The organism is Xanthocytophaga agilis, assembly GCF_030068605.1.
Taxonomy (GTDB): Bacteria; Bacteroidota; Bacteroidia; order Cytophagales; family 172606-1; genus Xanthocytophaga; species Xanthocytophaga agilis.
Genome location: NZ_JASJOU010000005.1, coordinates 124,997 through 149,031, shown reverse-complemented (window position 1 = coordinate 149,031; position 24,035 = coordinate 124,997). Strand labels below are relative to the sequence as shown.

Genomic DNA, 24,035 nt, shown 5'->3' with positions numbered 1-24,035 from the left:
GGAAAATAAAACGCTCCCAAAAAGTTTTGGGAGCGTTTTATTTTTCGGCTAGATTCCTCTATAGTATCATTCAATTAGAAGATGTTATCTTTGCCACATCTTTACTACTGCCTGATTTTGACTTCTAATGTCCGATTTTACTTTTGGTGGTTCGTCTCTACATTATAACTGTACAGGTTCCGGAAAACGTGTGTTATGGGTGTTTCACGGATTTGGTCAGACACTCCGGAATATGGATGTACTTGTGCAGCAACTTAGTGAGCAGTTTACTGTCTACTCATTTGATTTGTTTTTTCATGGCCAAAGTGTGTGGGGACACAAGGAGAATCTGCTCTCAAAACTACATTGGAAAGAATTGCTAGAGACATTTCTTACCCAGGAAAAGATTGACAAATTTTCGGTCCTAGGATTTAGTATGGGTGGAAAGTTTGCATTGGCAACCTTGGAAAGTTTTCCTGAGCGAATAGAAGAACTAATTCTGATTGCACCTGATGGAGTGAAAACTAACTTTTGGTATAGCCTGGCTACCTACCCTTCCTGGGCAAAAAAAGCTTTCAGAGGTGTTGTGATACGACCTCGTCGGTTTCAACAACTGGCACTTTGGATGAGACGTTTGCGCGTGGTAGACAAAGGAGTCGTGCGATTTGCTCAAAGTCAGATGAATACTCGTGAAAAACGTCACAGAGTGTACTTTTCGTGGATGGTTTTTAAGGAACTAGCTTTTGACATGAACCATATGGCAGAATTGATTAAACAATATCAGATAGGAGTGAGTATGTTCATTGGGAAGTATGACAAAATTATTACAGAACATAACATGCGTCCATTTCTGCAAAAAATACCTGATCATACATTTATTATACTGGAAAGCGGGCATAACAGATTGGTTGAAGCCGTTGCTGAACATTATACCAAGGGATTTTCGGTACATAAAAGTCGGTGACTTTCCTTTGTACTGGAAAAGATACTATTTTGCATACAGTTTTTATTCTTTATTGATACATGAAATATTTGATTGCAGGGTTAGGAAATATAGGCCCGGAGTACGAATTAACACGACATAATATTGGCTTTCTGGTGGTAGATCAACTGGCCGACAAAATAGGTACAGATTTTACAATGGATCGGCTGGCCTATCGGGCAGAAGGTCGTTACAAGGGAAAAACGTTGATTATCATAAAACCTACCACTTATATGAATCTGAGTGGTAAAGCTGTCAATTACTGGTTGAAAACCGAAAAGATTCCTCTTGAGAACCTATTGGTTATTACAGATGATCTGGCTCTGGACTATGGCAAGATACGTGTACGTGGTAAAGGGTCACATGGTGGTCATAATGGATTCAGAGATATAGAGGCTGTACTTCAGACACAAGAGTATGCCCGTTTGCGTTTTGGTATTGGCAGCACCTTTTCCAAAGGCAAACAGGTAGATTATGTGTTGGGAAACTTCTCAAAAGACGAATTTGCGGAACTGCCTTTGCATATTGATAAGGCCTGTGATGCGGTATTTTCATTCTGTACAGCAGGATTGTCTCAAACTATGACACAGTTTAACTCCTAGAAACTGCTGATCTGTATTGATGACATGTTAGTTTGAAGAAAACTTTAGTATGTCCGCAACAAAGTTATCTGGCAATTTTTTAAAACCTTTTCATTCCCGAATTGCACCCACTCCCAGTGGTTTTCTGCATATTGGGAATGTTTTTTCATTTGTTATCACCTGGCTACTGGTTCGTAAAACACAGGGAAGCTTACTACTTCGTATTGATGATCTGGATTATGACCGGGTAAGACCTGAGTATATCAAAGATATATTTGAAACGCTAGACTGGCTTGGTCTGGATTGGGATCATGGTCCGCAAGGAGTGGATGACTTCAATAATCATTATTCGCAGATTCACAGACTGGATATGTATCAGGCTTTGTTGACTAAACTGGTCAAAGATCCTGTTGTGGTATATGCTTGTGATTGTTCCCGAACCAGAATACAGGAACTTGGTAGTTATACGAATATATGCCGTTATCGGCATCTGCCACTGGATAATAACGATAGTGCATGGCGTATGTGGGTATCTGATGATACACATGTTTGCTGGAATGAACTACATCAGGGAACCACTCATGTAGAATGTAGGTCTGTAACAGAACAGATTGGAGATTTTGTAGTGAAACGACGAAATGGGCAACCTGCCTATCAGGTAGCTTCGCTGGCAGATGATCTGTATTTTGGTAGTAATTGTATTGTGCGAGGAAAGGATTTGTTGCCTTCCACTACTGCCCAACTCTGGATGGCAGGTTTGTTGGCGCAAACAAGCTTCTCGGGGTCTGTCTTTTATCATCATCCTGTGGTAATGGATGTATCTGGACAAAAATTATCCAAGTCGGCAGGAGCCATGTCTGTTCGGTCTTTGCGTGAGACTTCTGTACAGGCTGGAGTTGTCTTTCGCAATTTGGCTCGAAGTATGGGAATACCGTATGAGGACATCTTTACTGCCCAGGATTTGTTACAACAATTTAACTTTCAATTACCCCAAACACTTTCTCCTGATCTGACTCTATGAGTAGTTATTCACTATGAAAAGTATCAGATCTCTGATAATTCTGAAATGTGACCAGTATTTCGATAGTTTGAAAAATTAACCGGAACTTCAGTCAATGACAGAGATGACTGGAATTCCGGTTAGACAGAAAAATGAACCGAGTTCAAATATTTTTGTAAAATGACTGGTATTCGGATATTTTTTCAACCTGACCGCATTTCCAGTCAAAACCAAAAGTGAACGGAACTATGGTCAAAACTAAAAGCGATTCGATTTCTGTTCATTTTTTATTTTGATCAACAAGTTTGTGTATGCAGGCTTTGTTGGAAGTTTGAACAGAATTCAAATATTTTCCAAACCAATCAGAATACAAATTATTAATGATGTTGGTTTTGTCACTTACAGAAACCTATCAAAACTTACTGTAAATCTAACAAGAAGTACTTCGCATGAATAAAATAGAGTTGCTTGCCCATGCCTTACAGACATTTTCAGGAATGGATCAGGAAGCATTTGATTTGTCAGTGCCTTTCTGGCAGGAACGTAGTTATGACAAAGGCGAGTTCTATAATGAGTATAAAAATGTATGTCGACATCTGGGATTTGTTATTGATGGCGTTTTCAGGACCTACTATATTCATTCTGATACCGGAGAAGAGAAAAATGCATTCTTCTTTTCCAAAAATCAGATCATAGTTTCCTACAAGAGCTTTATCAACCAGGCTCCATGCAATTATTATACGGCTAGTCTGACAAATTCAACCATTCTCTATATTGGGTATGAGCAACTGATGCATCTGTATTCACAATCTCATCAATGGGAAAGGCTAGGGCGACTGATTGCCGAATCTGCTTTCAATACCTCCATGGGGCGAGCCGAAGATTTTATGTTTCGTACACCTGAACAACGCTATCAGGATCTGGTTGAAATGCATCCGGATATTTTTAATAATGTTCCATTATATCATATTGCTTCTTATTTAGGTATTCAGGGGCCTTCACTAAGCCGTATTCGCAAACGCATGGCACAACGTTAATTTCCTTCTAACAACTGACGAATAATCTCAGATGTAGTCCTTCTGGGTGCTTTCGATGCATTTTGTCCTGCCCATAGAGAGAGAAACTGGCTATTGTTTGTCTTTCTGGCTAGTTCACGTATCGCTGCAGTGAGGCTATTCTGAACCGGATAAGGAGGAATGGATATACCTGAGGAGTCTACAGCTTGGGTATACAGATTCGGAAGGCCACGAGCCCATCGTCCTGAAAAGGATTGGGTAAGGATCGAGTCTTCTGCTACTGATTGTTGTATGGCATCTTTGTATGACTCAATCGCAGCACTTTCCGTACTTGCTAAAAATAAACTACCGATTTGTACACCGTGTGCCCCTAGTGCCAATATCGCATCAATACCTGCCTTATTATAAATACCTCCGGCAGCCAGTAGTGGCTTGTTGGTAACATCTCTAACCTGTGACAGTAATGGCAGCAGTCCTACCATTGGTAAATGGTCATGTTCCAGAAAAGTACCCCGATGACCACCTGCTTCTATTCCCTGTATTGTAATGATATCAATATCTGTCGCAGCTACCAGTCTGGCTTCTTTTACGCTGGTTACTGTTGCTATAAGAATAGTTCCTTTTGATTTTAGTAAACGAATTTCTTCATCCGTGAGGATTCCGAATGTAAAGCTGATAATCCCTGTATTCTCTTCCAATAGGATATCCAGTTGGTCTTTATAAGAGTAAAACCGCACATTTTCAATCGTAAGAGGTGTATACGGTACTCCATTTTCTTTACAGAGTTTTTCCAGAAAAGTATTCATTTGAGAAAACTCATCTATTGAGAACTGATCTGGAATTGGATGTGCAAACAGGTTAACCGCAAATGGTTTATTGGTAAGTGCTTTGACCTTTCGAATCAATTGCTGAGCTGTTTCAGGAGACAGTCCACCTATTGCCAGAGAACCTAGCGCACCTGCATTGGAAGCGGCAGCAGCCATTTCAGGAGTGGAAACGCCCAGCATAGGAGCTTGTACAATTGGATAATCAATGTATAATAGCTGGGTTAAGGAGTTGTTCCAGGTCATGATAATAAAGCCAAAAATGGAAACAATGCTCAAAAAATAATATACCCTCTCTCATTAAATGAGAGAGGGTTCTGAATATTAGACTAGTTTAGCACTAAGAGTAATTTCAGCATTCAGCAATTGGGATACCGGACAGTTTTGTTTGGCTTCTAAAGCTGCTGCCTGAAATGCCTCTTCTGTAATAGAAGGGATAGTAGCTGTCAGATCCAGATGGATAGCAGTTATCTTACCATCTTCAAATGTAACCTTTGCCTGTGTATCCAGATTATCAGCAGTGAATCCTTTTTCGGCCAATACAAAACTCAGTTTCATGGTAAAACATCCTGCATGTGCTGCGCCAATTAATTCTTCTGGATTGGTACCCACACCATCTGCAAAGCGGGTTTTAAATGAAAGCTGTGCTTTGTTCAATGTTGTGCTTTGAGTAGATACTGTTCCCTGGCCTTCCATGCCAGTTCCTTTCCAGTTTGCACTTGCAGTTCTTGAGAATTTCATAATAATAGATTGTTTAAGGTATAAAAATGTGTGAGAAATATAAATAATTAATTGCTATTGAGCCAAGTTAATCTATAATCTGCATTTTGGTTTTGGTGGTCTGAGGTGTTTTCTTATTTGATTTTGATGAGACAAAGATCCGGCAACTAGAGGAGAATAATTTTAACCTGGGTTAAAATCGTAACGTAATGCAAAAATTATTTGACAGATTTTTGTGTTTGACCTTAGATGGAGCCTAGCCCTATAGAAGGTTGCATTTGTTTCATCTCTTTGTTGGGTTACACTTTGTTATATTAAATCCTTTGATTTTTTCGTAACTTTGTGAAAAAACAGTTTTTAAGTTGTCTGAATCAAGATGTTATCTATAAATAATCTTTCTTTTTACTTTGGTGGGCGGGCATTGTACCAGGAGGCAAATTTACACATCAAACCCAAAGATAGAATTGGCCTCATAGGATTGAATGGAACCGGAAAATCGACATTACTACGTTTGATAGATGGTGAATATCAGCCAGATGAAGGCAGTATTTCCAAAGCGGGTGGCTGTACCATTGGCTTTCTGAATCAGGATTTACTTTCCTATCAGACTGAAGACAGCATTTTGTCAGTTGCAATGCAGGCGTTTGAACAAGAGAATAAACTTCAGCAGCAGATCAATGAGTTATTACATCAGCTGGAAATTTCCTATACGGATAGTCTGATCGATAAACTTACCCGCTTACAAGAACAGTTTGATACATTGGGAGGGTATACCATTCAGGCAAGAGCTGAAGAGATTCTGGAAGGGTTAGGTTTTCGTACAGAAGAACTGCAACGTCCTTTGCGTGAGTTTTCCGGAGGATGGCGCATGCGTGTTATGTTGGCTAAAATGCTTCTTTCCAAACCAGCTCTGCTGCTTCTGGATGAGCCTACTAACCACTTGGATCTACCCTCTATCCAATGGCTGGAAGATTACCTAAGCGACTATGAAGGTGCCTATGTAATTGTTTCTCACGATAGAGAATTTCTGGACAATGCCATTGAAACTACTGTAGAGGTGGCCAATCAGAAACTAATTACTTATCCTGGAAATTATAGCTTTTATCTGGAAGAGAAAGCTTTGCGAAATGAAATTCAGCGGGGTGCTTACGAAAATCAGCAGGCTAAGATCCGTCAGACAGAACGTTTCATTGAACGCTTCAAGGCAAAAGCAACAAAAGCGCGTCAGGTGCAATCACGTGTAAAGGCACTGGATCGAATGGATATGATCGATGCGGTTGTGGATGAAAATGTGAAAGTGCATTTTCGTTTCAACTTCCGCCAGCAAAGTGGACGCAATGTACTTTCTATTGAAGATGTAAGTAAGTCTTATCCACAGAAACCTATTCTTAAACACGCTACTGCTCGTATCGAAAGAGGTGACAAAATAGCCTTGATCGGAGCTAACGGTAAAGGAAAGTCAACCTTATTACGCATTGTTGCCGGAACGGAAAACATAGATGGAAAACGTGAGATTGGACATAACGTAAATTTTGCATTTTTTGCCCAGCATCAGTTGGAAGCATTGAATGTTGAGAATACTATCCTGGATGAACTCAAACAAGCTGGTACGAATAAAACAGAAGTAGAGCTTAGAACTGTTCTGGGGTGTTTTCTTTTTAGCAATGATGATGTGTTCAAGAAGATCAAAGTCCTTTCCGGAGGGGAGAAATCTCGTGTGGCTCTGGCTAAAACGCTGATCTCTGAGGCTAACTTTTTGCTTCTGGACGAACCTACCAACCACCTGGATATGCAGTCGGTAAGTATTCTTATTCAGGCCCTTGAACAGTATGAAGGTACGTATGTAGTCATAAGCCACGATAGACACTTTGTAAGTCATGTAGCTAATAAGATCTGGTTTATAGAAGATTATCAGATTAAAGAATATCCTGGTACCTATGACGAGTTTGAAACATGGTATGCAGAACGTGAGAAAAATAAAGCTACACAGGTGGCTCCTGTAGAAACAAAATCTGTTACTACCAAGCCTGTTACCAGTAAACCCATATCTGCTGACCCTACTGTTACTAAAAATCTTCAGAAAGCGAATCGCCGTGTAGAAGAGTTGGAGAAGAAAATTGCAGAATTGGAAACACAAAAACATGATCTGGAGCATCAGATGGCTCATTTCTCCGCTGAGAATAATACAGAAGAAGTTACCAGAATCTCAGGAGTATATCAACAGGTAATGCAGACAATAGATAAAACGATGGAAGATTGGGAAATGGCAACACTGGAAGTAGAAGAATTGGAAAAAAAGCTAGCATAGTTATAGCATAAAGTCTGATGCGAAGCAAGAAACTTGTATCAGACTTACTCCTTTATTTTCTTTTGAAGTTGAGTTTTGGCAGAGGAATATCTTCGCATCAGACTTTTTTCTACTCCAATAATATCAGCCCAGGGTTGAAACAGACTTAATGCCTCTGCTGTATTTATCCGATTGTCTATATTTGTCACTTTATCAAAAATAAGGGTACGAGTCCATAGCTTGTACTCCTCCTGATAATTGTATACTTGTGCAATAGCATGGATAGTCTCAAAATCAAGTCCTTGGAGTGTATTGCTAATCAGACCAGACTGGTACACAGAGTTCTCCAAAGGAGGAATATAGATACCTTTCCATCCAGAAATTAGTTGAAATCCTCCACTTTTCCAGAAGCCTGCTTGTAATCTATCTTTACCAAGTGTATGATATAACTCCTGGCTTGTTTTCAGAACGTGTTCACGATACGCCAGAGATTGTTGTAATTTTTGCTGGTTGGAGTCAATCTCCATAGACAGGTTTTTAAGAAAATCTTTTTGTTTAATCGTTTCATTATGTTGTTCATTCCAGTTGCTGGCAACAATACCCAGATACACACCTGCTGTAATAAGAACCAGTTCTCCTAATAGCTTAACTATACCTTCTTTGATGTTTTGACCTATGGACATTGGTAGTTTAAAATGTTTAGACGAATTTGGCCGAATATAATTATTTGAACATAAAAACTACAGTTATTCGTAATGCATTTATAATGTAATAGTCTCAATATCATGATAAATAAACATAAAAATACTATTGTTACCCCTTGGTATATATTTCTGGATATAGATGGAGTATTGATTACAACACCTATCTGGAAGCCGGATGTGTTGCATGAGGATGGGTATTCAGATTTTCGCCAGGACTGTGTAAAGAATTTCAATGAACTGGTGCAACAAATAGATGCTCGCATTGTGGTTACTTCTTCACGCAGGCATACCAAAAACAGAGACGAACTAGCTCTTATATTTCAAAACAGAGAAATTTACACTCCAATAGAAGCATTATTGCCCATATATACAGAAGCAAATAATAGAAAAGAAGAATTAACGTTATTTATATTACAGAACCGGTATGAGAAGTACATTATTGTAGATGATGATTTGTCATTGCATGAACTTGAACCAACTATAAAGCAGAATTGTATAATTACAACCTATTCCAAAGGATTTGATAGGGAAGCTTTGGCTACTGCACAATTGCTCATTTCAGGCTGATAGTGATAATATCATCATTTCAGATACATTTCTTTGTATTCCTGATTTACTTCGCTACCTTTGCAACCTTTTGTAATAAATAGAGGTTTTATACTGAAAATCTATTGTTTTTAAACTGACAAAACACTCCAAAGGTGTTTGTAATTCCTACCTATGAAGCTCTCTGAGTTTAAGTTTGATCTTCCTGCGAGCCTGATTGCCAATTATCCTGCCGAAAATCGGGACGAAGCTCGGCTTATGGTTGTTAATCGCCAGACCAAAACTATCGAACATCGCGTGTTCAAAGACATCATCGACTATTTTGGTGATGGTGATATGATGGTGGTGAACGATACTAAAGTATTTCCTGCCCGTTTGTATGGTAACAAAGAAAAGACAGGGGCAAAAATTGAGGTTTTCCTATTACGGGAATTAAATCGTGAAGCTCATTTATGGGATGTACTTGTAGATCCTGCACGTAAAATTCGTGTAGGTAATAAGTTATATTTCGGAGATGGAGATTTGGTTGCCGAGGTGATCGATAATACTACTTCCCGTGGCCGTACTATTCGTTTTTTGTATGATGGTACTCCGGAAGATTTCTATCATACAATTGAATCATTGGGTGAAACCCCGCTGCCAAAAATTATCAAGCGGAAGGTAGAACCTGAAGATCGTGACCGCTATCAGACTATTTTTGCTGAAAATAAAGGAGCTGTCGCTGCTCCAACTGCTGGCTTGCATTTTACCAAGCAGGTTGTACGTCGTCTGGAAATCAAAGGTGTGCATCTGGCTCCCATTACATTGCATGTGGGTTTAGGTACATTTCGTCCGGTAGATGTAGAAGATTTGACCAAGCACAAAATGGATTCTGAAAACTTCAATGTACCTGCTTCTACAGCAGATGCAGTAAATGTGGCACTGGACAATAAAAAGAAAGTATGTGCTATTGGCACTACTACCATGCGTACACTTGAATCCTCTGTATCTGCTAATGGACGTTTGAAGCCTAATCAGGGATGGACAGATAAGTTTATCTTTCCTCCATATGATTTCAAAATTACCAATGCAATGGTAACTAACTTCCATCTGCCTGAGTCTACTTTGTTTATGATGACAGCAGCTTTCGGGGGATTTGATTTTATCCATCATTGCTATCAGACTGCGATCAAAGAAAAATATCGTTTCTTTACCTATGGTGATGCAATGCTGATTCTATAAATTATAGTAAATCCGTTCTTCTGCTTAGTAAGAGGAACGGATTTTTTGTATTTCTAAAGGTTTTAGTTGCCTGATCATGAAAACCTTAGCTCTGTATTTCTCTCTTCTGACAATTGGTATTATCTGTTCTTCGTCAGTTCCTGCTAATACTACTCCTAAAAAACTTTCTATTGATTATTGCGAGGTCTATGGTGCCATTTATCTGGAAAAGGATCGGTCTTTTGCAGATGTGCGTGTATATATCGAAGAAAGTGAAGGATTAGCTAAAATGCAGGTCTTTAAGGAAGATAATGCCTTGTATGCTGATAAACCTGGAATCTGGTATATTACCAAGAACCGTAACCTGGCCAATTATCGTGTCTATATTGAAGAAAATCGATCATTTGCTCAGTTTTCTATCTATTACATTGACAATCCCTCATTTGCTGGCTGCCGGTAACCTATACCGTTTTTGAATAATCTGAGCCATGGCGTTGATTGCTGCATAGGATTCTGGTGTAGTTGTTTTCAAATACTGCAGATGCTATATTTCTTTCTTTATATATATAAACCTGGCTTCTGAAGCCTGTCGTAGTGCTCTCATGATAGATATATGACCACTATCCTTATCTACGACCCAGTTCCAGCCAATCGCAAATGGAGATATACCATAATGTAAAAAATGGAAAATAGAAGGTGTTAACAGTATAGGTTGACTGAGTAAACCTTGTAGTTGACTTTGGAGAAACCGTCCATAATCTGAAAGTTTTTTATATTTATATTATCCGCAGGTGTAAGAAGCTCAAGTTTATAATCAGCGATAGGTGCTAACGGATGGAGGTTTTCATCATGACCTCAGGTTTGATTTCTATCTGTCTGGTTTGGATAACCGGGCTGAATGTCTATTTCGAGTATGAATCCCAATGCTGTTATCAATTGTTCCCATGTTTTATTGCTTGCTTTTCCAGTATACAGGCTGCGAGTATATGGCCGCATTACTGACTTGAGGTAATTCATTTGATAAAGTAGGTAGTTGTTGTAGTATCCAGGATGCAAGCTTTCTTCGTTGTTCTGTTGACTTACCTGTAAGAGTCATTTTGGAAGGAAAAGAATCTGTAGAACTAAGTGGAATAAGTTTTATCTGTGAAGATAACAGACTTTATAGTGTAGTACCTGAGTATGTGTTGTTACTGGCAGCTTTTGGGTTGGGGAAGATTGAGAAAAAGGATGTATTCCATTCAATCTTATGCTGGCTAACAAGCAAGGCTGCAATCATTCCTGTAATACCTTTCGTGTTAGATACAAGATAAAATTGATCGTTACTAGTAGCTATTGATATAATATCCAATCGCTTTTTACCTATTGCCTGTATATCTACAATCCGATCAGAAGAGGCTACAACATAAGCTGGTTCGGGTACTTGATACCTGGAGCGGATGCTATCGGCTGAGCTTTTTAAGGATTGACTATTGGCAAAAATGGAGATAAGAGAAAAAATTGAGGTGTGGAGGTAGTGTTTGCTCAAGCTATGAATGAGAAAAGTTGGAAAAATCTTACTATCCCATAAGACACCTTAGAGAACAAATAGTACCAATAAGCAGTATAATGTTTTTATTCTACTGAGGAGAAAGAAGAACTTTGTTTTTTTACGACAGAAAGTGTTGTGAATAATTAGTTGAGATGCCCACCGCTTATCTAAAAATCACTTATGTAAGTTTGTGACACTGAACGTGTTGGATACTGTCTTATAAATTCTAATTTTTGTAATTGGCAAAAAAATACTATACAAACCCTTACCACATTGGATTTCATTGAGTTAAAAGTTTTCGTATCGCCTGAATGGGCAGAGATTATTATCGCCGAACTAGCTGAAATTGGCTATGAATCGTTTGTAGAGTTCGACGAAGGCATTATTGCCTATGTACAAAAGTTGCAGTTTAATGAAGAATTATGGCAGTCAGTTGTTGAAAAATACACTGATTTTGTGACAATTGACTATACAATTGCAGAGATGCAACGTAAGAATTGGAACGAAGAGTGGGAAAAAAATTATCAACCTATTGTAATCGATGATCAATGTATTGTAAAAGCATCATTTCATCAGATTGAAGAAAAGTATCCCTATGAGATCACTATCAACCCTCAGATGTCATTTGGTACAGGGCATCATGAAACTACTACACTGATTCTTCAAAGTCAGTTACAGTTAGAACATGAAGGATTAAAAGTGATGGATGCAGGTAGCGGAACAGGTATTCTGGCTATTATGGCTCAGAAAAGAGGTGCAGTTCTGATAGATGCTTTTGATATAGATGAATGGGCGGTAACCAATGCTGTAGAAAATTGTCAGTTGAACCAATCTGACAAAGTTCGCGTACAGCAAGGAACGATCTCCACTGTACAACTGGAAGATGTTTACGATATTATATTGGCTAACATTAATCGTAATATTTTATTGGATGAAATGCCATTGTATGCCAGTAAGTTAACAACCAATGGTACATTGTTGCTAAGTGGTTTTTATGAACAGGATATCCCTGAACTTGAAAAAAGAGCTAGTGAATTTCAGTTAATTAAGAAACAACAGACCTCAAAACACCAATGGGCGTCTTTGTGGTTTGAAAAAAGATAAGTAGTAAAAAGAAGCTCTCTGCCATAAGTTGCTCTTAGCGCAGAGAGCAAATACGTTTGTGAGTATACCAGCTAGTGCAAAAAAACGTTTAATAAAGAAACGAATCTTAGATGAAAAAGAAAGTTTACATTCTTCTCGTATTCAATCTGTTAGCAACCATACTAACATATGCGCAGTCTTTTAAAATTTCGGACAAACAGGAAGAGTTTGTAGCGGATGTGTCTAAGATGCTGGCAAGCACTAAAAACGAAAAGCTAACTCAACTGGGTTCTGACTTTGGAACGGCCTGGAATAGCCTGAATGATGCCCAGCGAACCAAAATAATAGCTATTACACAGAAAATGAATGTGAAGAAATACCGTGTCTCTCCACATTATGAATCATTATTTGGAACTCTGACTTATGCAATTACGAAAGAGAATACACCTGCTGATGAATATTCCAAGCTATTAAATGTGATAGAAAAGTCAGTAAACCAGTATGATGGTAAAACACTGGGAGAAGTTTTAAAGAATATGTCTGTATTCTTTGAGAATAAAGCATTGTATAGCACACACTATAATAGTTTGCTGGTAAATGGTGGAAGTTATACGTTTGAGTTTATTGGAGAGGCAGCTCCTTCTGAAGTATTGCCTCCTGCTGAAGAACCAAAAGAAGAAAAAAAGATAGAAGAGGCGGTGGTTGAAACGCCTAAAAAAGATGACAAGAAAACCCCTGCAAAGAACACAGTTACAAAGAATACCGCTAAGCCCAAAAAGGCTGATGACGGTTGGGGATCATTTGATGATAAGCCAGCTGAAGATGCCAGCAAAAAGAGCGCAGATGATGGATGGGGATCGTTTGATTCAAAGGATGATAAGAAAACCGCTAATAAAACAAATGATGATCCTTGGGCATCTTTCGATGACAAACCTAAAACAAGTTCAAAAAACAAGACTAAAACAGCGAATACGAACAATAAATCTACAGCACAGGCTAAACAAAATGATGGATGGGGGGAGGCACCTGTAGAAGAAAAGAAACCGCAAACAGATGATTGGGGTACTCCGGCTACAGATTCTGAACAAAAATCAGATGCGAATAGTGGATGGGGAGATAATTTCCAAACACCTGAGAGTACGTTTCTACAATCTGCTTTGCCTCAGGTTTCCGGACCTGTACTGGTGTTGACAAAAGTAGACTTTACATTTATCAGTCCACACGATTCCGCTGCTCTGAAAGAAACAAGCGGATCTGTAATGTTGCAAACTGGTACTTTTGTTGGTAAAGGTGGAAAGTTTGACTGGAGTACTGCTGGAAAACCAGAGATTTATGTAGAACTAAAAGATTTCAGCTTTAATGTGAAAAAATCTCAGTTAGCAGCAGATAATGTTACTCTGCACTACCCTGAAAAAATAGAGACTCCTGTGCCTGGGGTTTTTCAGTTTGCAAGTAAGAAACATTCTTCTCCTGCAACTGCAGAGTATCCTAAATTTACATCCTTATATAGCAATATTGTCATCAAAGATATTGGACCCAATCTGGTTTACAAAGGTGGATTTTCATTGTCTGGCCGGAAAATGTCCAGCAAGTCATTATATGGCAAGATGTGTAGTTTGAGTTATGTGAAAGATGGACAGACAAAGTTTAAAACGCGGGGAACTCAATACGAATTTCAGGATTCTACTATTATTGGTCAACAGGTTAGCATGACTATACCTATGCGTCGGGATTCTATTTTTCACCCTGCAGCACGAATGACATACAAACCGTTTACAAAACAGTTGCGGTTAAATCAGAAAAATGATGGTTTTCAGAATACTCCTTATATCAACTCATTCCATAAAGTAGATATCGTTATGGATGGGTTGCAATGGAACCCTGACAGCAGTGAGATCAATTTCTATACATTGAATGCTCGTATGGAAGTGCCTGGTATTCTGGAATCTCATGATTTCTATGATTCTACACGGTATTTTGATTTGCGTGGCATGTATTCTTTCCATCCACTGCAAATATTAGCTTCACAAGCGAAAAAGGCCAAACGTACTACTTTTACTATTACAGAACTAGCTACCACATATAAGCTTAATCCGTCTGTAGTGCGTAATGCGATGATTCGGATGATGCAGGGTGGTTTTGTGGATTATAATTCTGATATGGATGAGGTGCGTATGACGCGTAAAGGAGATCATAACGTGTTGGCAGGTAATAAAAAACGTGACTATGATAGCTTTGTTATCAATTCCTATATTAAGGATAAACCCAATGCGTCCCTGGATCTTCAAACCAATACACTGACGGTAAGAGGGGTGGAGAAATTCCCATTGAGTGAAAAACTGGAGGTATATGTATTGCCAAGAAGTAAAGAAATTCAATTGCTTAAAGACCGTAACTTCCTGCTGGAAGGCGAAGTACAGGCTGGTAACTTCCGCTTTAAAGGATCTGGATTCTCCTTCCTGTATGACGAATTTACTGTGGAGATGAACCAGATTGATACTATTCTCTTTACCCCAAAAGAAGCTAAGGGCAAATCAGACAGTGTGCAGTTAGGATCAGAAATCCGGTATTCTGCAGGAACATTATATATCAATAAACCAGATAACAAAGCTGGTTTGAGAGATTATCCCGAATACCCACGTCTGAATGTACAATCAGGTGCTGCAATCTATTTTGACCAGAAAGACCGTATCAATGGTTCGTATAACCGAAATGTGCGTTTTGAGGTTCCAAGTATTACACTGGACAGTTTGAACTCAAAGAACCCCGAATACAAGGGTACATTCTATTCGGATGGTATATTCCCGGAATTCGAAGAAGATCTTATTGCTATGTCTGATAACTCTCTTGGGTTTAAGCATAAAGTTCCGTCAGGCACCTATCCTCTTTTTGGTAGTGAAGATAGCCGTATGATCTTTGCCGGAGATCTGGTTATGGATCGCAAAGGCTTACGAGCTTCTGGACGCATTGATCACCTGAATACTACTTTGACAGCCAAAGATATTATCTTTACCCCTGACTCTGTATTTGCGCGGGGCCCTCAGGCAGATATTAAAGCGGCTACTTTAGGAAGTGTGGCTGTACCAAAAGCGACTGTAAAAGATTTTAAGCTGACGTGGAAAGCCAAAGTGGATAGTATGATGATATCCAGTACTAAGACTCCTTTTGAAATCTATAAAGAGACAGGTGCATCCTTTAGTGGTACTATGGTTGTACGACGAAATGGTTTGTTTGGTGATGGACAGTTTGATAGACCTGACTCAGACATAAACTCTCCTTCATTTTCTTTTGAAAAAAATAAATTCAGTGCTGGTGATGCAGAGTTTCGTATTAAATCCAAGACTCTGACTAAACCGTCATTACTTGCCAACTTTGTAAACGTTAACTTTGATATGGGCAAAGGGATGGTAGAAATCAAGACCAGCACAAACCCTGATCTCATTGGTTTTGCCAGTCTGGAGTTCCCTTATTGTGAGTATAAGACATCTATTCAGGAAGCTACCTGGTTGCTTGACAAAAAGTTAGTATTCATGAAGGGGGATGTGAAGACTTCTACATTTACATCCAACAATCCGCAGCATGAAGGACTGACATTCAATGGTAGTGTGGCAGGTTATAATATTGATAAAATGACATTGAGTATATCTGGTATTCCATACATCGTTTCTGCTGATGCCCGGATCTATCCAAGCAAAGGAACAGTAATGATTACTGAGAATGCTAAAATGCAACCTTTGTCAAAAGCTGTACTGACACTGGATACAACAACCTCTTATCACAAGCTGGTTGACGGTGAAATTCAGATCTTGTCTCGTAAAAAGTTTGCAGGTAACGCAACATACGCCTATACCAACTTTGAAGGAAAAACCTTTAACGTAAAAATGCGTGACTTTGAAACACGTACAGAAGAAGCAAAACGTAAGAAGGATGCACCGCTTGAATATACAGCTGCTACGGGTATTGTCGATGAAGATGATAAGTTTTATCTGACATCCCGGATGTTGTTTAAAGGAGCTATCACTATGAAATCTCCTCGAAAATACCTGGATCTCGATGGCTTTGTGAAGCTGGACTTAAAATCTACCAGTAGTCTTGCTGACTGGATTTCTTACAAAAGTAAGCCAGAGGATGAAGGGGTAACAATTACTGTAGATGAGAATCTGAAGAGTGGTGAGACACAGATGACTGTGGGTGTGCATGTTGATAAAGAAACATCTTCTGTCTATACTACCTTTATTTCTGCCAAGAGCCATGCAGATGATAAAGACATTCTGATGGCCAAAGGCCAGCTTACAAACAATGATGAAGGAAACGAATTTAAGGTTGTTGATCCTGAAAGAGCTAAGAATAACAAATATGCAGGAAATCAATTCATATTGGATGATAATACAGGTAAGATCCGATTGGAAGGAAATCTGAGGCTGTTTGAAGATCCGGGAAATTATCTGCCTGTCTCTTCAGGAAGTGGGGAAATTGACCTCAAAACCAATAAATACACCTTCAATACTCTAATGGGATGGAATTTCCCTACATCGACTCAGATCTATGATGAGATGGCAGCAGGAATTCTGGAAGCAAAAGAAAATGAAGGGGTAGGGCAGGAGGCTGCAGAAGATAATAAAGAAAGATTCCTGATGAAGATTGCCCAGATTATTGGTGAGAAAGAAACACAGTACTGGAAAGACAAACTGACTATTGAATATATTCCAATGCCTCAGATTTCCAAGCGATTTGCGCTACCATTGGTATTGTCTAATGTGGATCTGCTGTGGAATGATGAATCTAAAAGTTTTGGTAGTGTAGGTAAAATCGGTGTATCAAATATTGGAAACAACGACATCAACTCTGCTTTTGATGGTATGGTTGAAATCCGCAAAACAGCTGAAGGTGACCAGGCTACTATTTATCTGGAGATTTCATCTGATAAATGGTATTATATGAACTATCAGCAAGGCCAGTATTCATTGCTTTCTTCTGATGAGAACTTTAATTCAGTAGTTTCTTCCAAAGGAAAAGGAGGAAAATCATTCACTGTAGCTTTGGCTACTGAAAATGATGTAAACGGATTTAAAGATCATTTCAATGGTACTCACAATAAAGGAAAAGAAATTCCTAAGAAAGAAAAGTCTGTTGTGAAGAAAGAAGAGCCTAAAAAAGAAGAACCTAAGAAGGAAGATTCTAAGGTTAAAGATAAGGCAGATGAGAAACTGGTAGAAGGGGGAGTGGATGAAAGTGCACAGCCTGAAGGAGAAGAAAACACACCTCCAAAAGAAAATAAGAAGGAGAAAGAAAAGAAAAAGAAATCTGATAAAAAGGCTGACTCTAAAGCGGATACCAAAGAGAAGAAGAAGAAAGAAGAGAAGCCTAAAACTATCGATGAAGAAGAAGAGGATGGTTTCTAATTCTAGCTTATATAACCAAAACGCCCTGGCAGAGATGTCAGGGTGTTTTGCTTTAAGGCATACTTTTTTCATCAGTTATATTTTCTGATTTATTAACTTCTAATGTAGAAAGCTATGTATGCTCAATCCATGCAACCCGCAGAATACGAAAAACTAAAAGATAAAATCAAGGACATTAAAATTGCCATGCTCACTACAATTGACTCTCAGGGTGATTTACGAAGCCGCCCAATGGCAACACAGGAGATGGATGAAAATGGCACTTTATGGTTTTTCACAAGTGATGACTCTCATAAAGTAGAAGAACTGCAGCAAAACAATAAAGTACAGATAAGCTATTCTGATGAGGATGCAGTTACCTATGTGTCTGTTTCCGGAATCGCTGAGTTAACCAAAGATGCTCAGAAAATTAAAGAGCTTTGGTCGGATGCTTTCAGAGCTTGGTTTCCAGGAGGAAAAGATGATCCTCGTTTAGCTTTGCTAAAAATTACTCCTTATAAAGCAGAATATTGGGATAGTCCAGGTGGTAAGATGCAGACTTTGTTCGAAATGATCAAAGGTGTACTGACTGGAGAGCCTGATAAATCCTCCCAACATGAAAAGTTAGGAATCGGTTCTTAAAGATTTCTGGTGGTAATGGTAATGAGAAGCTTATAGCCTAGTAAAATCAGGATATAAGCTTCTTTTATTATGGAATACTATTGCTTTTGTGTTTGACTGGTGAAGGTACTCTCAAATATGCGGTCGGCATTATTGGTTTCAAATCCATCCCGTAGGTGTTCACGTTTGATTTGATCCGGAGGTAAATGGCGAAATTGAGGTAGTACACGGCGTTCTGCAAACTCTACATAACTACCTGATATTTGATGTTTATCGCCCTTAGCAAACTCTGCCTCAATCATTTCTGCCACAGAAGAACTTTGAGCCAATCCTCCATCCGGACTTGTTTTTATCTTGCCACCTGAGTCATTGAGTTTTATGCCAGTATGCTCCAGAAAAGCATTGAATTCAGGCAGCGTGTTGTAACCTTTTTTTAGGTTTTGAACACTGATTGTGTAATGATTCAGATAATATCTGTTGTAAATAACCCAGGCAGCATATTCACTTTCTGCCTGCAAAATCTGATAGTCTTCCCAGGTAGGAGTACGCCAGAGAGGTTTATGCAAAAAAGCATCCACAGCAGCGGGATCATTCAGATCAAGATCATTTACCGGATCTGATTTTACTTCATCTGTATAGCTGGTAATGATCTTCTGAGCAGGCTCCGACAAATCCTGAATACGTAGCTCACTAACAAAGATACGTGGAAAATGAGGCTCAGGTGGAGAAAACCAATAGGCATTCAGCTTCTTTCCCTCAAAATAAAAGTAATCACGTTTCTGATAGCCATAATGCATAAATATCTTCTCAAAAGATTGAATGCCAAGTTGTGGCACTCCCATAGTTCGAAAGGCTATATGGTCATTTTCTATCTCATCGGCATTTTGAATAATTCCCTCATTAACCATGGCATTGAGGATATGATTAACATCCGGAACCCGTTCCTTGTAACGGCGCATAAGTCCGTTCAGAACAAATGTTAAGGTTTCTTTTCGATCTGTACTCATAATGGGATACTGTTTTACTGATCTGAATTATGATATACATATTCCGGAATCTATTTCCGGAATATTCTGAATTTATTTGAATAGAGTACCGTTAGAAGTTGCCAGAAAGAGGTCAAAAGGAATATCTTCTTGTTTAAGGAAGCCTTTTTGTGGCAATGATTCATTAGCTACCATTTCCACAACTGCCGCCACAGAGGCTGCTGTTGTCCATGATATAGCGCGCCAGTGCTGGCCCTCTATTTGCTTAGGATAATATGCCTGATAAAATTCCTCGCGTTCAATTTTATCATCCTTCCATCCTTCTACCACTGTATACACATAAACCACATCTTCCTGTACAGGAGGTTTCGCATTGGTTAAAATATTTTCGATTAGTTGTCGGTCGTCTTTCATGATTAGTTCATACAACATAAACTTCATGAGTTTAGCATGTCCGGGATAACGAATCGTCTTGTAATTAAGTGTATCAACTCTACCTTCATAGGTTTCACACATAGTTCCTAACCCACCTGATGTACTGAATGCCTCAAATTCCTGTCCTTCTATATTAATAACTTCTATGCCATCCAATGAAGGAACCATTTTACGGACACCATTATGGATCACTTCAGAGTCATTAATATATTCATTGATCACACCCGCCGGAGACCATGTAAATGAATAACCAAGTAGCCCGTTAGGATAACGTGGCAGAGCACCTACACGTAGCTCCATATCGCGGAGTTTGGTAAAACGTTTGGCCAGATCTGCTCCAATAATACCTATTAATCCGGGAGCCAACCCACATTGTGGGGCCATAATAGATTTAGAGGTTTTTGCCATCTCCCGAATGCTATTTGTTGTAGGAACATCTTCTGTAAGGTCAAAATAATGTATACCCAATTGGTGAGCAGTTTGCGCGATAGGCAGATTGAGATTATAGGGAAGGCAAGATACAACTGCATCAAATCCTTTAAGGGTGTTCTGCAGAAATGTATGATCTGCAACATCACCTTGCAGAATATCAAAAGGAAGAGGATATGAGTAATGAGGCTTATTTTTATCAAGACCTGTCACACTAAAACGTTTACTTAAAAGTACACCGACCAGTGAGCCTACTTTGCCCATGCCGATTACCAGGACATTTTTCATGGTTTTAGGGATATTAATTAGTAATTGGATAAATGATACAAATAGGTAGAGCAATACTATATTCAGTCTATCCAAAAAATAGATGGAAAGTAGACTGTTATCTAATTATAGTAGGTTGCCTGGAAAATGTTATGTGTTTATAGAACCATGATTGTCTTCATGGTATATACAGACGAGCTTTCAGTCTTTTATTGGAATAAAAGAACTAGCACTGCGAAGATAGGACAGACGTGCCAGATCAGACTGTAGTTCGGGGTTCAAGAACAATAAATGTAGATTAGATTAACACTATATCTACAAATTTATACATTAGACTTTAGCTTGCAAGTATCCTTATGGGAATTTAAAAGAAAAGCCTTCCTGAAAATTATCATTCAGGAAGGCTTTTCTTAGTAAGAAGATTGAAAATACTATTTTTTGATTTTCAGTTTTTCTCCAATCGAAACGCTGGGAGTTGTTTTATTATTCCACTCTAATAGTTTTTCAACAGTTACTCCATAGGCTTTGGCAATCTTGTAAAGTGTATCACCAGGCTTAACCTCATATTCTGTAACAGACACACTGGATGTTGGTTGAGTTTTGGTTGTATCTACACTATTTTTAGTGGTTGATTGTGCTCGAATAGATAATGCCTGACCAATTTGCACTCCATCTGTCTCTGCCAGATTATTCCATTGGCGAATCTCTGCAACAGAAACACCATAACGACGACTGATTGAATATAATGTTTCACCTGCCTGCACAGTATGTGTAGTTGTTGAAGCTGCTGGCTTGGAAACCGTTGTTGGTTTGGTTATTACAGGAGCCGATGTATTGGTTGTGATAGGTGTTTCATCTCCTACAATAAGTCGTTGTCCAATAGATAAGCTAGCTGTTTCACTAAGGCTGTTCCATTGGCGCAGTTGTGCTACACTTACTTTATACTGACGTGCAATAGAGTAAAGTGTTTCGCCTGCCTGCACATTGTGTGAGTTTACCAGAACCACTTCTTCAGTTTTAGGCTGTGTTACCACCGTCGGTTCTTGTTTTACTGGTTCATTTTTTGGAGGCGTTACTACTATAGGGGCAGATGTCTCTTGGTTTGTTGGCGTTGGTTTGGTAACAACAGGTGGAGTCACTACAGGAGAAGTATTTTGTTGCTCAGTCTGAGGACTGGTAACCACAGGTTGCTTTTCTTCTGGTGTAGTAACTGGCGTAGTCGGAGTAACGGTAGGTTGCTTTACTACTGGAGTAGTTGATTTTACTGGTTCCTTAACAACAGGAGTAGTTGCTGGTTTGGGAGTAGGTCTTGGAATATTACGTATCTCAACTGGCTTACTGGATGGCCTGCGAAAACGTAACCAGAGAATACGGCCATGTTCCAGCTTTTCGTTGTCTCCCAAACGGTTCTTGGTTTTCAGCGATTTTTCACGAATACCATATTTTTGAGAGATCTCCCACAACGTTTCGCCCTCAATCACAGTGTGAAAATGTAGTTTAGCCTTATTTCGTTTTTTCTTCAGATAATATACTTTCCCTGATACTATGGCATCATTAGATTTTAAATCATTATAGGTCATAAATTTCTCAATGGAAAGATGCCCTTTTTCTGCCAGAGTCATGATGTTATCATTACTTGCTGCCATTATACCGGCTCTGCCATTGATTTCATAAAATATAGTTTCTTTCTTTTTCAGCACAGGAAACTTAGAGCTCTGACGAAAATCGGCTTCTACTTCATGACTATACTCATAATTAAAGATAGAAGTTTTAGTTGTTGTCGTAGGACTAGTAGTTGGAGCAGGTTTATTGGTAGATGCAATAACATCTGCCTGGCTGGCAGGTACAGGAACAAGGATGGTATAAGGTTTATCCTCGGGTACTCTGCGTGAGCTTAACCATTTATTATAGAGAGCCAGCTCTTCTTCCTGTATATTAAATGTACTGGCAATGTCAGATAGTTTTTGACCACCTTTGCAAGGGTATTCTGCTAATACCAGAGAAGATGAACTTATAGCAGCTGATTTTTCAAAGGCAATCTGATGGGCCAGAAATTTGAGGATATACCAGTGGGTATCTTTATCTATTTCCATACGGGTAGCTCCTTTATCGCCTTCTCCTACAAGGTTCTTAGCCCCTGTCAATCCGGTATTATAAGCCATAAGAGCATACAACCAGTTATCAAAAAAGAAATTGTTGCGTTTTAAGTAACGTGCCGCTGCCCGGGTAGATGCCACAATATGTTTACGTTCATCTACGTCGCTATTTACTGCTAATCCCATTTCAAGGGCGGTTTCGCGTTTAAACTGCCAGAACCCTACTGCATTGGATGTTGAGACAGCATCTGCTATCAGATCGCTTTCCTGAATAACCAGGTATTTGAAATTATTGGGAAGTCCTTCCTCTGCTAATACTTTTTCAATTAAAGGAAAATACATCCGGATACGTTCCAGTTTAGCTTCGGCATGTTTACCGGGTTTGGTAAGGCGATCCACATCTGTACTAATCTTATCACGAATGTTGTCCTTTATTTTCAGACGTATACCTGCAAAGTCGAGTTGCTCAGGTATGTCTGCTGCATGAAGGGTGATGAAAAAAGACGAAAGAAAGGAGAGGAGGACTACTGGAAAGTATTTATTCATGTTGAAATGTGGTTGCATTGTCATGAAGTGGAATGTTTTGCTCAAATCACGCTCAGAATTATAAACACCTGTATTGAGCAGGTATTGATTAGTTAACGGCAAAGATACAGGCATTCTGATAAAAATATACCACAACTTTTGGGTTGTGGTATATTTCAGTGATTATTTATTCCTGAATAATTAACGTTTTCTGGCAACAGACAATCCATCCCTGATTGGGAAAAGAACATTTTCGACCCGCGAGTCATTTTGAATCATTGTATTAAAAGCAAGCATGTTTTGCAGATCTTTGTCCTTCTTGGCTGTGGGATCTGCTACCTTGCCACTCCATAACACATTGTCAGAGATAATAAAACCACCTTGCCTCACTTGTGGTAAAACCAGCTCATAATACGTATGATAATTCAGTTTGTCTGCATCAATGAATACCATATCCCAGGTTTCTTTCAGTGTGGGAATAATATCCACTGCATTGCCAATCTGGTAGTTGATTTTTTTTTCAAGTCCTGCCTCTGAAAAATATCCACGTACTCTGGTTTCAAGTTCTTCGTTGATATCCAGTGTATATAATAAACCATCCGCTGTAAGTCCTTCAGCCAGACAAATAGCAGAATATCCTGTATAGGTACCTATTTCCAGAATACGCTTAGGCCGCATCATATGTGAGAACATAGAAAGTACACGACCCTGCAGATGTCCTGATAACATTCGTGGCATTAACACACGGGCATGAGTTTCACGATTGATGCGTTGCAACAATTCAGATTCAGGTGCACTGTGCGCCTCGACGTATTCGGAAATAGCTTCAGGTAGAAAATCCATAT

The 24,035-nt window shown here is 39.0% G+C and carries 20 protein-coding genes; 11 read left to right on the top strand and 9 right to left on the bottom strand.

Going from position 1 to position 24,035, the window contains the following annotated elements:
- Positions 1 to 127: 127 nt before the first annotated feature.
- The 4 genes from QNI22_RS16325 (at position 128) to QNI22_RS16310 (ending at position 3,579) form a co-directional block, all read left to right on the top strand.
- On the top strand, positions 128 to 943 hold the full coding sequence (locus QNI22_RS16325; RefSeq protein ID WP_314512190.1) for an alpha/beta fold hydrolase: 816 nt from the start codon (positions 128 to 130) through the stop codon (positions 941 to 943).
- Positions 944 to 1,002: 59 nt separating this feature from the next.
- Positions 1,003 to 1,563, top strand: a complete 561-nt coding sequence (pth, locus tag QNI22_RS16320; protein ID WP_313978718.1) for an aminoacyl-tRNA hydrolase — start codon at positions 1,003 to 1,005, stop codon at positions 1,561 to 1,563.
- Positions 1,564 to 1,612: 49 nt separating this feature from the next.
- A complete protein-coding gene (locus QNI22_RS16315) occupies positions 1,613 to 2,563 on the top strand; it encodes a glutamate--tRNA ligase family protein (protein WP_314512189.1) in 951 nt (316 codons plus the stop codon).
- A 428-nt stretch (positions 2,564 to 2,991) separates the two neighbouring features.
- Positions 2,992 to 3,579 carry a Crp/Fnr family transcriptional regulator gene (locus tag QNI22_RS16310; RefSeq protein WP_314031496.1) on the top strand — a complete coding sequence of 196 codons (588 nt, stop codon included), beginning with the start codon at positions 2,992 to 2,994 and terminating at the stop codon, positions 3,577 to 3,579.
- On the opposite strand, the gene QNI22_RS16305 is transcribed toward QNI22_RS16310, so the two are convergent.
- Together QNI22_RS16305 and QNI22_RS16300 are read right to left on the bottom strand one after the other, a co-directional pair.
- Entirely contained in the window at positions 3,576 to 4,628 is a 1,053-nt protein-coding gene (locus QNI22_RS16305) for an NAD(P)H-dependent flavin oxidoreductase (protein WP_314512187.1), read from the bottom strand. The two genes, QNI22_RS16310 and QNI22_RS16305, sit on opposite strands and share 4 nt — an antisense overlap.
- 78 nt (positions 4,629 to 4,706) lie before the next feature.
- Complete coding sequence (locus QNI22_RS16300) at positions 4,707 to 5,123, bottom strand: OsmC family protein (RefSeq protein ID WP_314512185.1); 417 nt, start codon at positions 5,121 to 5,123, stop codon at positions 4,707 to 4,709.
- Positions 5,124 to 5,478: 355 nt separating this feature from the next.
- Between QNI22_RS16300 and QNI22_RS16295 the strand changes: the two genes are divergently transcribed.
- Positions 5,479 to 7,410, top strand: coding sequence for an ABC-F family ATP-binding cassette domain-containing protein (locus QNI22_RS16295; RefSeq protein WP_314512183.1), 1,932 nt, complete (start codon positions 5,479 to 5,481; stop codon positions 7,408 to 7,410).
- 44 nt (positions 7,411 to 7,454) lie between these two features.
- Here QNI22_RS16295 and QNI22_RS16290 read toward each other — a convergent pair whose 3' ends face one another.
- Positions 7,455 to 8,072, bottom strand: coding sequence for a hypothetical protein (locus QNI22_RS16290; RefSeq protein WP_314512181.1), 618 nt, complete (start codon positions 8,070 to 8,072; stop codon positions 7,455 to 7,457).
- Between the two features lie 102 nt (positions 8,073 to 8,174).
- Here QNI22_RS16290 and QNI22_RS16285 point away from each other — a divergent pair, with 102 nt between their 5' ends.
- The 3 genes from QNI22_RS16285 (at position 8,175) to QNI22_RS16275 (ending at position 10,299) form a co-directional block, all read left to right on the top strand.
- The gene (locus QNI22_RS16285) at positions 8,175 to 8,660 is read left to right on the top strand and encodes an HAD domain-containing protein (protein WP_314512179.1); all 486 of its coding nucleotides are present in this window, start codon (positions 8,175 to 8,177) and stop codon (positions 8,658 to 8,660) included.
- A 153-nt stretch (positions 8,661 to 8,813) separates the two neighbouring features.
- The gene (gene queA / locus QNI22_RS16280; protein WP_313978699.1) at positions 8,814 to 9,860 is read left to right on the top strand and encodes a tRNA preQ1(34) S-adenosylmethionine ribosyltransferase-isomerase QueA; all 1,047 of its coding nucleotides are present in this window, start codon (positions 8,814 to 8,816) and stop codon (positions 9,858 to 9,860) included.
- A 76-nt stretch (positions 9,861 to 9,936) separates the two neighbouring features.
- Positions 9,937 to 10,299, top strand: a complete 363-nt coding sequence (locus QNI22_RS16275; protein ID WP_314512177.1) for a 7(1) septoil knot domain-containing protein — start codon at positions 9,937 to 9,939, stop codon at positions 10,297 to 10,299.
- A gap of 395 nt (positions 10,300 to 10,694) precedes the next feature.
- Here the strand turns inward: QNI22_RS16275 and QNI22_RS16270 are convergent, their stop codons facing one another.
- Entirely contained in the window at positions 10,695 to 10,856 is a 162-nt protein-coding gene (locus QNI22_RS16270; RefSeq protein WP_314512175.1) for a hypothetical protein, read from the bottom strand.
- A gap of 142 nt (positions 10,857 to 10,998) precedes the next feature.
- Positions 10,999 to 11,364 (bottom strand): hypothetical protein, encoded by a 366-nt coding sequence (locus QNI22_RS16265; protein ID WP_314512173.1) that lies wholly within the window; start codon positions 11,362 to 11,364, stop codon positions 10,999 to 11,001.
- Positions 11,365 to 11,640: 276 nt separating this feature from the next.
- Between QNI22_RS16265 and prmA the strand changes: the two genes are divergently transcribed.
- The 3 genes from prmA to QNI22_RS16250 all read left to right on the top strand — a co-directional run bounded on the left by prmA (position 11,641) and on the right by QNI22_RS16250 (position 18,473).
- On the top strand, positions 11,641 to 12,471 hold the full coding sequence (prmA, locus tag QNI22_RS16260; protein WP_314512171.1) for a 50S ribosomal protein L11 methyltransferase: 831 nt from the start codon (positions 11,641 to 11,643) through the stop codon (positions 12,469 to 12,471).
- Positions 12,472 to 12,581: 110 nt separating this feature from the next.
- Complete coding sequence (locus tag QNI22_RS16255; RefSeq protein WP_314512170.1) at positions 12,582 to 17,852, top strand: hypothetical protein; 5,271 nt, start codon at positions 12,582 to 12,584, stop codon at positions 17,850 to 17,852.
- 114 nt (positions 17,853 to 17,966) lie between these two features.
- A complete protein-coding gene (locus QNI22_RS16250; protein WP_314512168.1) occupies positions 17,967 to 18,473 on the top strand; it encodes a pyridoxamine 5'-phosphate oxidase family protein in 507 nt (168 codons plus the stop codon).
- A gap of 77 nt (positions 18,474 to 18,550) precedes the next feature.
- Here QNI22_RS16250 and QNI22_RS16245 read toward each other — a convergent pair whose 3' ends face one another.
- The 4 genes from QNI22_RS16245 to QNI22_RS16230 form a co-directional block, all read right to left on the bottom strand.
- Complete coding sequence (locus QNI22_RS16245) at positions 18,551 to 19,459, bottom strand: DUF1338 domain-containing protein (protein WP_314512167.1); 909 nt, start codon at positions 19,457 to 19,459, stop codon at positions 18,551 to 18,553.
- A gap of 72 nt (positions 19,460 to 19,531) precedes the next feature.
- On the bottom strand, positions 19,532 to 20,590 hold the full coding sequence (locus QNI22_RS16240) for a saccharopine dehydrogenase C-terminal domain-containing protein (RefSeq protein ID WP_314512166.1): 1,059 nt from the start codon (positions 20,588 to 20,590) through the stop codon (positions 19,532 to 19,534).
- A 410-nt stretch (positions 20,591 to 21,000) separates the two neighbouring features.
- Entirely contained in the window at positions 21,001 to 23,211 is a 2,211-nt protein-coding gene (locus QNI22_RS16235; RefSeq protein ID WP_314512165.1) for a LysM peptidoglycan-binding domain-containing protein, read from the bottom strand.
- A 180-nt stretch (positions 23,212 to 23,391) separates the two neighbouring features.
- Positions 23,392 to 24,033 (bottom strand): O-methyltransferase, encoded by a 642-nt coding sequence (locus QNI22_RS16230; RefSeq protein ID WP_314512164.1) that lies wholly within the window; start codon positions 24,031 to 24,033, stop codon positions 23,392 to 23,394.
- Positions 24,034 to 24,035: the final 2 nt, after the last annotated feature.